Here is an 11,850-nt window from a genome sequence, read left to right as displayed (position 1 = left end):
GAGTAAGACCCCTGGAAGACTACCAGGTTGATAGGTTGGAGGTGTACGCATGGCAACATGTTCAGCTGACCAATACTAATCGGTCGAGGGCTTGACCTAGGCGACTAGGCGTCAAACCATAATTGTGAATAAATACTGTTGCACATGCTATGCGGTTGTTTTCGTAACAAGGCAGGAGACAACAGGCAAGCGTCGGAACATCCGATGTTTGCCTGTTGTTTTGTTGTTTTATATGGAAAAAACGGCAACCTTCCTATATAATGGTGCAAAAGGGATGGAAAGGCCTGAGAGGGAGGTGTGGTATGGAATATGTGGTCAAGATGGAGGAAAGGCCGTTTGAGCTTTTCAATGGTTTTTCCACACCGAGGACGGTACGGGTGGAATCCATCCATCCAGAGGAAAAATCGACGAAAGTACAGCACTTCGGGTGGATGACGCCGGAGCTTTTCAAAGAGTATCATGCGCTGGACAAGGATGTCATGCTGAAGGACGTCTACTTCCAGGATTTCGACATCCATCTATACCGGGACCTGTTCTACCGGGAGAGCCTTCATTATGTAGACCGATTCCATGCGGAACGGTGTTTTTTCGATGGGGACAGCCACTTTGGGAGTACCGTTTTTGGAAAGGGAGGATTCAGTCTGGCCCATTCCACTTTCGGAAACGGTAAGGTGGACTTCAGCAAATCAACCTTCGAATCGGAAGCCGTCTATTTCAGCGGAATCCGTTTCGGCTGCGGGGAAAAGTTGTTCACTTCCACCGTGTTTCTGGGGAACAGCGTGAACTTCTTCAGTACGGATTTCTCGGATGGACACGTGAATTTCAAGACGAGCAATTTTGAGAATGCCCATCTGAATTTCAGCGGTGCCATCTTCGGTGATGGGGACGTGGATTTTGACTTTTCCCGTTTCGGGTCTTTGGGCACGGATTTTACGGGCGTCTGTTTCGGGGATGGCCTGATTTCCTTCCGGAACTGCAATTTCAACAGCGGAGACCTGCTGCTTTTCGGTTCCCGTTTCGGTCAGGGCAAGGTGACTTTCAGCGATGCGGTTTTTGGCGACTGCAATGTGGACTTCAGCTTTTGCCACTTCAAGAAGACGATTTTCCATTTCAAATACGCGAAACTGGGATATGGCCGTTTTGCCATGAACAACATCCGCTTGGAAGAAGGGTATGTTCTCTTCAAGTCCGTCGAATTCAAGAGCAAAAGCGTGAATTTTTCTGACAGCGTCATCGACAAGATCCATTTTTGGAACTCCATCTTCAACGAGCATGTGAACATGGCGGTCAGGAAGTGCAACCGTCTGACGCTGGAAAACTGCATCATCGAAAAGACCTTCGACATGATTTCCACCACCAAGCGGAAGGTGGAGATCCAGTGTCTGAACCTGATGGACACCAGGAATTTGGGGATGATCTATGTGGATTGGGATCTGAACGACGTGAAGCAGATGATTTATGCCCAGGGGAAGAGCACCTCCCACCTGGACAAGGCCCACCAGTTCCGGCTTCTGAAGGAGAATTTCCACGAGATTGGCCACTACAAGGACGAAGACCGGGCCTACGTGGAGCACAAGCGCTGCGAGGCACTGGCGGAACTGAAAGGGGAAGACCTGGTACACGTGGAGAACAAGGGACGGATCACCCTGCTGCGGCGGTTGCAGTATCCCTTCCGCTGGTTCGTCCTCGATTTCATCGGAAACTATGCCACCAATCCGTTCAGGATCCTGGGGACCCTGGTCCTGACGATCCTAGCATTCACCTTCATCTATCTGCTCCCCTTCGTGGAGTTGGATGGAAGGAAGTCCTACTACGTAAGCTCCATCGTGGACCCCCAGAGGGCCGCCTTCATGACCGCACTCTACCACAGCATCGCCACCATTTTCACCATAGGCTATGGGGATGTGAATCCAGGCAACGGGATCTCCATGTTCCTTTCGGGCTTTGAAGGCTTCATCGGCCTGTTCCTGATGGCCTACTTCACAGTCGCCTTCTTAAGGAAAACACTGCGGTGAGGCAGGTTCGCAAAGGGGAATTCTTGACGCGCGCCGATTATTACAGTATAATGTATACTTGAGACGGGAAAATAGAAAGATCTGATAAGGAGAGAGTGTAAAATGAAGAAGACAATGAGCCGAATCCTCGCGCTTGTTCTGGCCATGACGGCATTTACAGGACAACCCGCAGTGGCGGCAGAGAGTGTTGTATTGACGGAGGCGGTCGTGGACAGCCTGCTGGACCTGCAGGAAGAGCAGAAGGAAACGTTCGTCGAGATGATTGAAATGTATGACATGACAGGAAACCAGACGGGATTGGCCGCATCCCTCCACGGTTCTTTTGGAGCCCTGGTCGGGGAGGCCGGACAGGAGAAGGCCGACCTGCTTTGGGAGATCCTGAATTATGTGGATGGATATGCGGACCAGCAGAACAAGAGCCTGGGTGAGATCCTGAAAAACTATTTCGACATCCAGGAGCTGGCGGAGCTGATGGACGTGGATGCGCGCCAGATGTTGGTGAACGCGCTGGCTGCATACGGGATGGAAAACATGCTAGCAACCGCGGGCGTCACCGAAGCCCTTGTGGCGGAATCCTTCGGCTACCTCCAGGGAATCCTGGACCTGTTGCTGGAGGTGGAGGACACCCCTGTCTTCGTAGTCGTCCCTGACAAGAGCAGCATGGGTGTCAACAAAAGCAGCGCAGCAATGACAAAGGTGGCGGACCTGTTGGCGGACCGCTTCACGAAGACAAAGATTGAGACAAGCCTTGGAAAGCTTTCCGCATTCTACAATGCCAATCCCGGCGACAGGGCGGCGGTTTACAGCTTCCTTGCCGGCTACGGCCTACTCCATCAGGAAACCGCACAGGCACCTGTCCCGGGCGGTGGCGGAGGTGGACTTGCAGGGGATCTGGCAGAGGTTCCTGGGGAGGAACCGGCAGAGGAATCCCCTGCTGCTGACATCGTCCGGTCCGTATCTGCGCTGAAAGTGGCGGCAACGACTTCCGTGGTGGAAGGAAGGACGGTCGCCGTCTCCAATGTGGATGCCGGAATCCTTTGGGACGCGCTGGTGCAGGCGGAAGAAGCCATCCAGGAAGCGAAAGAGAACGGTGGGGATCCGGAGAGATACCTGCTCCAGCCAGAGCTTCTCTTGGTGATGGATGTGGTGCAGGCGGACAAATCCCTGCTGGAGCTTTCCGCTGCCGACCTGTTGGCTGTCGAGGCGGCAGGAGCCGCGGGAATCCGGATTGCAAGCCCCTTGGGTTCCATACGGTTCAGCACCGCAAACCTGCAAGGCCTGCTGGGGGATGCCTCCAGCATCCAGGTTTTGATGGAAACCATCGACCCAGCCAACGTTGGGTTGGCTCCGGGAGCGGTTGTCGTGGATTTCAAGATCCTGGTGGACAACATCCCTGCAGAACATTTCACCGGCACTGTGGCGGCAACGTTTGCCTATACGCTTCCTGACGGAGCAGACCCGTCTTTCCTTGCCGTATACCATAGGGCGGAAGACGGTGCTGTGTCCCCCGTGGGGGGCAGGTACCGTGCAAAGGCCAAGGCGGTTGAATTCTTCACAAACCACTTCAGCACATTCTTCGTGCGGGAGAACAGGGTGGAGTTTGCGGATGTGCCCGGCAGCCATTGGGCCAACCAATATGTGAATGGGTTTGCCGCCAAAGGGTTCATCCAAGGCCGTGACGGCATCACGTTCGACCCGGAGGCCAATGTGACCCGCGCGGAATATGTGGCCATGATCGCAAGGATGTACAAGCTTGTGGGAGTTGCGGAAGAGAGCCCTTTCGGTGACGTCCAACCAGAAGACTGGTTTGCAGGCGCGGTTGCCGCTGCCCATCAGGCCGGAATCATCCGGGGTAAATCGGTCGACTCCTTCGACCCCCTTGCCCTGATCACAAGGGAGGAAGCCGCCGTTGTGGTTGCCAATGCATTGGAATATGCGGGATTCGCCCAGGCGAAAACAACAGAGCTCCTTGACCGGAAATTCCAGGATACGGAAAGCATAGCAGCCTGGGCAAGGGAAGCGGTAGCGACGGCTGTGCGGGAAGGGATCATCAACGGCCGCACCCAGGACACATTCGTTCCAAAGGCCAATGCCACAAGGGCGGAAGCGGCGAAGATGCTGTTCCAGCTGTATGCGGCGGAATAAGTTCATATCTGTGGACCGGGCAGGGAATCCCTGCCTGGTTTTTTGTACACTGGGAAAGGATGAGGGTTTGCGGAAGAGAAGGGTTTTATTGGCTGCACTGGCAGTGGGGACGGGTTTGTTGGTGGTTGCGGCCGGTGCCATGATACCGGTATGGCAGCAGGGTGGCAAGGATTGGTTTGGGGTGGAATCCCCTTCCGGGACGGAATCCGCAAAGAGGGTCGGGGAACAGGAGACTGTCCCTGGCCTCGAATCAAAAGAGGGAATCGAGGAAAACAAGGAGTCGGCTCCAATACAGGAGAAAATTGCCGCAACTGCGGACTCCACGGGGAAGCCCAAGCCTTCGGACGGGGGGGCCTCCTTGCAGGACATGCGGCCTGTGCCGGAGGAACCCCCATCGGAACCGGCAGAGGGTCCGGTTTCCAGTTACGAGGAGCATGTCCGAAGGAAAATAAGGGAAAACCAGGGAAGCCTGAAGGAGGAGGATGTGGCCTTCGGAAATGCCATGGCTGGCAAGGTGGATCCTTCCTATGTCGCAGGGCTGATGGAGAACGGTCTCACCCAGGAGGAAAGGGCGGAATTGAAGGCATACCTTCTTGCCCGGCTCACCGAGAACGAAGTCCAAAGGGCCTTGGAAATCTATCAGGCTTATGCGGGGGCGTTGCAATGAAGTTCGTGGACGTCCACAACCACACGCTCTTGGGTGTCGACGACGGCCCCCAAAGCATGGCCGCAGCCATGGAAATGGTTGCCCATGCCTATGGGGAAGGCGTACGGCAGATCATCCTCACCCCCCACTATCGGCCGGAAATCTTCCCTGTAAGGGAGAGGGCGTTGCAGGAACGGTTCCAGGAATTGAGGACGGCTGTCGGAAATTCGCATCCGGACCTGCAGCTGCATCTGGGGCATGAAGCGCATTTTTCCCATGACCTGCTGGATGCCCTGGATGCCGGAGAATGCAAGACGTTGGCAGGAAGCAGGGTTGTCCTTTTGGAATTGCCTGCGTTTTGGAACCCACAGACAATGGAACGTTTTTTCTTCGACGGGGAAGCCAGGGGATACAAATTTCTGATTGCCCATGTGGAGAGGGTCGAGAAGCTTATGCAGGACAGCGCGCTGATGGGGGACTGGCTGGACCGGGGTGTCCTGTTCCAGGTTAACGCCTCCAGCATCACGAATGGGCGGCCCAAGGCACAACGGATCTTGCGCAGGCTGATCATGACGGGCTGCATCCATGTGGTTGCAACGGATGCCCATTCCATGGGAAGGAGACGTCCGGACATGGCCCAGGCCTATGGATTGGTGGAAAGATGGGCTCCAGGATCGGGAGAATCCCTTTTTTACGGAAACGGATTGAAAATCATTGAAAACAAGCAGGTGGAGAAGAGGGAACCGTGCATCGGGGAAAATCACTGGTTCCAAAGATTGAAAGGGGTAACGAAGTGGAACATGAATTTGAAGAAATAGATTTGATGGAATTGATCCATGCGGTGTTGGCCAAGTGGTGGATTGTCGCATGTCTGGGACTGCTGGGCATGGGAAGCGCCGCGTTTGTGACTGCGGAGTACATCACGCCCATGTATGAGGCGAAGACAACCCTGTTCATAGGCAAGGAGGCGAACAGCCTGGCCGGCATCAGCATTTCGGACATCACCTTGGGGGACAAGCTGGTGGGAGACTATAGGGAACTGATCAAGACCCGACTGATCGCAGAGGATGTGGTGCGCATCCTGGAGTTGGACATGCCCTATGAGACGCTTGTTGGGAGATTGAAGATCAGCACCATCAGCGACTCCAGATTCATCAACGTCAACTTCCAGGATTCCGATCCCGCGCAGGCGGCAAGGATTACAGACACCCTGTCGGAGGTTCTGGTGTACAGGGCCGAGGAAATCGTGGGCGCGGAGAATGTGCGGATTGTCGATTACGCGGTGGTGCCAAAAAGTCCGGTCAGCCCCAATCTGCGGATGAACGTGATGATTGCCGGTGTCCTGGGGGCAATGGCCGGCCTCTTCCTGATTTTCCTCCTGATGATGATGGACAACACCATCAAGCGGGAGGGTGACATCGAGAAGCATCTGGGAATCAGCGTATTGGGCGTTGTGCCCAAATTCAAGGGAATGGAGCGTGTGAAACAGTGAATAGGGAGTATCTGATATCCATCACAGACCCCAGGTCCCCGGTCGTGGAAGCCTACCGGATGATCCGTACAAACCTGGAATTCACCAATGTGGAGAAGACGAACAAGACCATTGTGGTCACCAGTGCCAAGACACAGGAGGGGAAGAGCACCACCACGGCCAATCTGGCGATCACAATCGCCAACAGCGGCAAGAAGGTACTGGTCATCGACGGGGACATGCGCAAACCCAAAATGCACCATATGTATGATTTGCCCAATGACAGGGGGTTGAGTACGGTGATTGCGAAGAAGGATCCCTTGGAAGAGGTGGTCCACAGGATTCCGGACGTGGAGGGTCTTTCGGTGCTGGTTTCCGGACCGGTTCCCCCCATGCCGGCAGAACTGCTGGGTTCAAAACGGATGTCACGGCTTCTGGAAGAGGTTTCCCAGGGGTACACGTGCTCATCGACACCCCACCCCTGCTGAGCGTGACGGATGCAGGAATCCTGGCATCGACGGCGGACGGCGTGGTGATGGCGGTATCCACCGGCGAGACCCATGTGGAGGCCCTCAAGGCCGCAAAAAAAAGCCTGGAGAAGGTGGGCGCCCATATACTGGGTGTCGTATTGACGAAGGTGGAGATGGACAAGAACAACAGCTACTACTACCATTACGACTACAATTACAGCGAGGAGCCGAAAATCCTGGGGAAAAGGCGGAAGTGGTTGGGAATTTTTAATAAATGACCCAAGATTCTAATGAAAGTTCCAGAAGTATTTGCTATAATGGTGAAAGAGCGTTTATGGAACGCGCTGGGCGGGCAACGGCGATGTCTTCGGGCGGATGCGGTTGCCCGTAGTTGAGAGTGGAGGGATTCGAATGACGATTGGTTCAATCAAGGAGTGCTTGGAGGCCCACTACTATTGTGGGGAGGAATACCAGGGGGATACGCTGGAATATTGCTACAGCTGCGACCTGATGAGCGACGTCCTGGCTTATGTGAAGAACAATGTGATCCTGCTTACAGGCTTGGTCCATCCCCAAGTCATCCGGACGGCGGAGATGCTGGATATCCGCGCCATCATGATCGTGCGGGGGAAAAGGCCCAGCGAGGAGATCATAGAGATGGCCAAGGAAGGCGGAATCGTCCTGATGGGCACCCGGCATTCCCTTTTTACAGCATCTGGCATACTGTTTGGAAACGGCATGCGCGGAGAGGAGATCACCCACGATGAAAATGCATTATGATGTGGAGGGTGGGGAGTTCATCAATGTGGGTACCGCTTCCAGCCAATTCAAGAAGACGCTGAAGATGCTGGGCATCGGTGCGGACATCATCCGCAGGATTTCCATTTCCATGTACGAAGCGGAAATCAACATGGTCATCCATGCCAATGGTGGAAGCATCGATACGGAAATCACGCCGGAGAGGATCCATGTCGTGCTGCAGGACCAGGGCCCCGGTATAGAGAACTTGGACCTTGCAATGAAGGCTGGATATTCCACCGCCTCCAGACAAGCCAGGGAGATGGGTTTCGGAGCGGGCATGGGCTTGCAAAACATGAAAAGGAACTGCGACGAGCTGCAGATTTCATCCGTCCTGGGAGAGGGAACCCGGGTGGAAATAACCGTCTATCTGAACCAAGAGTCCTGAACCAAGGAGGAAACCTATGAGCTACACCCATTCCGTAACGCTAGATTGGGAAAAATGCATCGGATGCACAGACTGCATCAAGCGATGCCCCACGGAGGCCATCCGGGTGCGCAATTCCAAAGCGGAAATCATGAATGACAGGTGCATCGACTGCGGCAACTGCATCCGGGTCTGCAGCAGCCATGCGAAAAAGGCCACCACGGATCCGATCGAGATGATGGCGGACTACAAATACAAGGTTGCCATACCGGCCCCCACCCTCTATACCCAATTCAAGAAACTCAGGAATCCGAACATCATCCTTACGGCACTGAAGAAGATGGGGTTCGACGAGGTATTCGAAGTCGCCTTGGGAGCGGATGTGGTGACGGAATACAGCAAGCTGCTGGTGCAGGAGAAGAAGGTGCAACTGCCCATGATTTCCTCCGCCTGTCCCGCCATCGTCCACCTGGTGCAGATGCGCTTTCCCACGCTGATCCCCAACATCATGCCGGTCATTTCCCCGAAGGAGGCCATCGCCCGGTATGCCAGGAACCACCTTGTGAAAAAAGGGATCCCTTCCGACGACATCGGCATCTTCTTCATCTCCCCTTGCGGTGCAAAGGTTACGGACACCAGGGATCCGGAAGTGTTCGACACCTCCATGGTGAACGGTGTTTTCAGCATGAAGGAAATTTACCTGTACCTGGTTCCGATCATCCGCGAACTGGGGGAAGACGAGGTGGAAGTCCTGCAGATGGGCAGCGCCAATGGAATCGGATGGGCCGCCATAGGAGGCGAAAGCACGGCCTCGGAGGTCTACAACCGGGTGGCTGTGGACGGCATCGAGAACGTGATCAACATTCTGGAACGGATGGAAAACAACAAGTTGGATGTGGAGTTTGTGGAAGCCCTGGCCTGCGTCAACGGCTGCCTGGGAGGCCCGCTGACGGTGGAAAACAGTTTTGTGGCCACCAACAGGATGCTGAAAATCAGGAAATACCTCCAGTTCAAGGGGAAGACCCGGGATTTGAACATCCTGGACAGCAGCGTATCCTTGGATTGGGACAGGCAGCTCAGCAACAAGCAGGTGATGAAACTGGATGAGGACATGTTCAAGGCATTGGAGAAGATGGAACGGATGGAGGCGCTGTACGAGACGCTGCCTCAAATCGACTGCGGCTCCTGCGGTTCACCCACATGCAGGTCCTTTGCAGAGGACGTGGTCATGGAGCATGCCAGGATCGAAGACTGCATATTCATGTTGCGGGAACAGGTCCGCAAAATGGCCGAAGACATGGTCAAGTTGGCGGAGAAATTGCCGCCATCCATCAGAACGAAGGGTAAAGGAGGAGAGGACGAATGACGGTAGGAGAAATTGTTGAAAAATTGGGATTGGAAGTCGCCTGTGGAAGAGACCACTTGGACAGAACCGTTTCCGGTGGTTTTGTGGGGGACCTTTTGAGCGTGGTCATGGGAAAGGCCACAGAAGATTGTGTCTGGGTAACCATCCAAGGTCATATGAACATCATAGCCGTGGCTTCCCTGGTGAATGTGTCCTGTGTGATTGTGAGCGAAGGTTACGCGGTGGATGAGGACGTCCTGGTCAAAGCGGAGGAGGAGGAGATTCCCATCCTGCGCTCCAAAGATTCCTCCTTTGAGGTAGTCCGGGCATTGGTAGGTGCAGGGGTTTGATGAAGGAACTGTCCATGCACATCCTGGACATCGCAAACAACAGTGTGCGTGCGGAAGCGAGCGTCATCACCGTGGCCATTTCGGAAGACCTGGAAGGGGACCGGCTGGAAATGACCATTACAGACAATGGGAAAGGTATTCCGCCGGAAATGTTGAAGTCCATAAGGGACCCTTTCACAACCAGCCGGACCATGCGGAAAGTAGGCCTTGGAATCCCCTTCCTGCATGAAACCTGCAGGGCATGCGATGGGGATTTGAGGATCGAGAGCACCCCCGGGGTAGGGACCACCGTAACCGCCTGGATGCGCCGCAGCCACATCGACCGCCCTCCCATGGGAGACCTGGTCTCGACCATGCTCACCTTGTTCCTGACCCCAGGGGAGATCGAATTCCGCTATATGCATCAGATCGGCAAAGAGTCCTTCGCCTTGTCGACTTTGGAACTGAAGGAAGTGCTGGGGGAGGTGCCCCTGAGCGATCCCCAAGTCTATCTGTGGCTGAAGGGGTATCTGCAGGATTCCTTGGAGGAGCTTGGAAATGCATAATTCCAGGGTTTCCCTTGCAATTATGGGTTAAATTATTAACAGTAAACGCCCAAACAGAAGCGCACCGTGTATTTTTTTGTATGCAATGAACATCCAGGGGGGTGTGTTGTCTGACAACCAACACGCCCCCCTTTTTGCATCCAAACCCTAATGGATGCTGTGCTTGCATGGTTTTATGGACAAACAATGCAATGATCAACTGTTGCACTTCTGTTGACTGAGTTAACCAAATTATATAAATTTTTAACAAAAAAAGCTTGTAAAATGCATGTCAATAGTTGTAAAAAGCAAAAAAATATTATATTATTAGAAAGTCGAAGTATGTTCAATTTTAAGACTGGGGGTAACCAATGTCAGGATTAACTTTTAAGAGGGGGATTCATCCTCCCCACGCAAAATTCTATTCAGAACAAAAGGCAATTGAAAAATTAATGCCAAAGGGTGATCTTGTGTTTCCCATGGTGCAGCATATAGGAGCGCCATGCAAACCACTTGTGAAAAAGTCCGACAGGGTACTCGTGGGACAAAAGATCGGCGAGGCGTCCGGTTTCGTTTCCTCTCCCATCTATTCCAGTGTTTCCGGGACAGTGAAAGCCGTGTCGGAGATCTTGCATCCCAATGGGAGCAAGGTGCAGGCTGTCATCATCGAGAACGACGGCGAATACACCGAAATCGAAACCATGGGACAGACAAAGCCCTTGGACCAAATGACGGATGATGAGATCAGGGAACTGATCAAGGAGGGTGGCGTTGTGGGATTGGGTGGCGCCGGTTTCCCAACCTTCATCAAACTTTCACCCCCACCGGACAAAAAAATCGACCATATCCTTGTCAATGGCGCCGAGTGTGAGCCCTATCTGACATCGGACCACCGAATCATGCTTGAAGAAACGGAAAACGTCGTTTCCGGTTTGAAAGTCATCCTCCGGCTGTTCCCGGATGCCAAAGGGGTCATTGGCATCGAGGAAAACAAACCGGATGCCATCAAGAAGATGCAGGATGCCGTCAAAGGCGAGGACCGGATCCAAGTGGCCGTCCTGCAAGTGAAATACCCCCAAGGAGCGGAAAAACAGCTCATCTATTCCATAACACAACGGGAGGTCCCCTCCGGTGGCCTTCCGGCAGATGCAGGATGTATCGTGCAGAATATTGACACCGTGGTCGCCATCCACAAGGCGGTCGTGGAGGGACGTCCTCTCATGCGCAGGATTGTGACGGTTACGGGAGGCGCCGTGAAGAACCCGTGCAACTTTGAGGTGAAGATCGGAACAAGCTATAGGGAAGTGGTGGAAGCAGCCGGCGGATTCATCGAGGAACCGGTCAAAATCATTTCCGGTGGCCCGATGATGGGAATCGCACTGTTCTCCCTGGATGTGCCAATCATCAAGACAAGCTCCTCCATCCTTTGCCTGTCCAAGGCGGAGGCGGACGAGCGCAAGGAAAGCAGCTGCATCCGTTGCGGAAAGTGTGCGACCGCTTGTCCCATGAACCTGTTGCCGATGGAGTTGGACAAGTATTCAAGATACAACGCACAGGAAGCTTTTCTTCACTATAAGGGTATGGAATGCATCGAATGCGGATCCTGCTCTTTCGTATGTCCGGCCAAAAGGCACCTGGTGCAATCCATCAGGACAACGAAGAGAACCATTTTGGCCAACCGCAAAAAATAACGAAAGCAAGGCACACAGGAGGATAAAA

Annotated in this window: 13 protein-coding genes and 1 rRNA gene; all 14 read left to right on the top strand. The window is 53.8% G+C overall.

The genetic code is table 11. The features are described 5' to 3' along the window. Positions 1-99 (top strand): 23S ribosomal RNA (locus GXN74_RS09475); the annotation flags it as partial. Positions 100-302: 203 nt separating this feature from the next. Further along, the gene (locus GXN74_RS09470; protein WP_162370689.1) at positions 303-2,015 is read left to right on the top strand and encodes a potassium channel family protein; all 1,713 of its coding nucleotides are present in this window, start codon (positions 303-305) and stop codon (positions 2,013-2,015) included. A gap of 102 nt (positions 2,016-2,117) precedes the next feature. Beyond that, complete coding sequence (locus GXN74_RS09465) at positions 2,118-4,160, top strand: S-layer homology domain-containing protein (RefSeq protein WP_162370688.1); 2,043 nt, start codon at positions 2,118-2,120, stop codon at positions 4,158-4,160. A gap of 88 nt (positions 4,161-4,248) precedes the next feature. Continuing rightward, a complete protein-coding gene (locus GXN74_RS09460; RefSeq protein WP_162370687.1) occupies positions 4,249-4,827 on the top strand; it encodes a hypothetical protein in 579 nt (192 codons plus the stop codon). Continuing rightward, positions 4,824-5,624, top strand: a complete 801-nt coding sequence (locus GXN74_RS09455) for a tyrosine-protein phosphatase (RefSeq protein WP_162370686.1) — start codon at positions 4,824-4,826, stop codon at positions 5,622-5,624. The genes GXN74_RS09460 and GXN74_RS09455 overlap by 4 nt, the downstream gene beginning before the upstream one ends. 5 nt (positions 5,625-5,629) lie before the next feature. Continuing rightward, positions 5,630-6,298, top strand: coding sequence for a YveK family protein (locus tag GXN74_RS09450; protein WP_212505758.1), 669 nt, complete (start codon positions 5,630-5,632; stop codon positions 6,296-6,298). After that, the gene (locus GXN74_RS14525) at positions 6,295-6,765 is read left to right on the top strand and encodes a CpsD/CapB family tyrosine-protein kinase (protein ID WP_343032814.1); all 471 of its coding nucleotides are present in this window, start codon (positions 6,295-6,297) and stop codon (positions 6,763-6,765) included. The genes GXN74_RS09450 and GXN74_RS14525 overlap by 4 nt, the downstream gene beginning before the upstream one ends. After that, positions 6,738-7,025, top strand: coding sequence for a P-loop NTPase family protein (locus tag GXN74_RS14520; RefSeq protein WP_246208660.1), 288 nt, complete (start codon positions 6,738-6,740; stop codon positions 7,023-7,025). Before GXN74_RS14525 ends, GXN74_RS14520 begins: the two co-directional genes overlap by 28 nt. Positions 7,026-7,158: 133 nt before the next feature. Beyond that, on the top strand, positions 7,159-7,527 hold the full coding sequence (locus GXN74_RS09440; RefSeq protein WP_162370684.1) for a DRTGG domain-containing protein: 369 nt from the start codon (positions 7,159-7,161) through the stop codon (positions 7,525-7,527). After that, positions 7,511-7,933 (top strand): ATP-binding protein, encoded by a 423-nt coding sequence (locus GXN74_RS09435; RefSeq protein ID WP_162370683.1) that lies wholly within the window; start codon positions 7,511-7,513, stop codon positions 7,931-7,933. The genes GXN74_RS09440 and GXN74_RS09435 overlap by 17 nt, the downstream gene beginning before the upstream one ends. Before the next feature lie 16 nt (positions 7,934-7,949). Then, positions 7,950-9,278: a [Fe-Fe] hydrogenase large subunit C-terminal domain-containing protein gene (locus tag GXN74_RS09430; protein ID WP_162370682.1), complete on the top strand. Its 1,329-nt coding sequence runs from the start codon at positions 7,950-7,952 to the stop codon at positions 9,276-9,278. Continuing rightward, positions 9,275-9,607 carry a DRTGG domain-containing protein gene (locus GXN74_RS09425; RefSeq protein WP_162370681.1) on the top strand — a complete coding sequence of 111 codons (333 nt, stop codon included), beginning with the start codon at positions 9,275-9,277 and terminating at the stop codon, positions 9,605-9,607. Before GXN74_RS09430 ends, GXN74_RS09425 begins: the two co-directional genes overlap by 4 nt. Next, positions 9,607-10,152: an ATP-binding protein gene (locus GXN74_RS09420; protein ID WP_246208661.1), complete on the top strand. Its 546-nt coding sequence runs from the start codon at positions 9,607-9,609 to the stop codon at positions 10,150-10,152. The genes GXN74_RS09425 and GXN74_RS09420 overlap by 1 nt, the downstream gene beginning before the upstream one ends. Positions 10,153-10,502: 350 nt before the next feature. Further along, complete coding sequence (gene rsxC / locus GXN74_RS09415) at positions 10,503-11,822, top strand: electron transport complex subunit RsxC (protein ID WP_162370679.1); 1,320 nt, start codon at positions 10,503-10,505, stop codon at positions 11,820-11,822. Positions 11,823-11,850 lie beyond the last annotated feature (28 nt).

The sequence above is a fragment of the Anaerotalea alkaliphila genome (assembly GCF_010179735.1).
In the GTDB taxonomy this organism is placed as follows: Bacteria; Bacillota; Clostridia; order Lachnospirales; family Vallitaleaceae; genus Anaerotalea; species Anaerotalea alkaliphila.
Note: the sequence above shows the minus strand (reverse complement) of the source record. Positions and strands in the feature narration are given on the sequence as shown.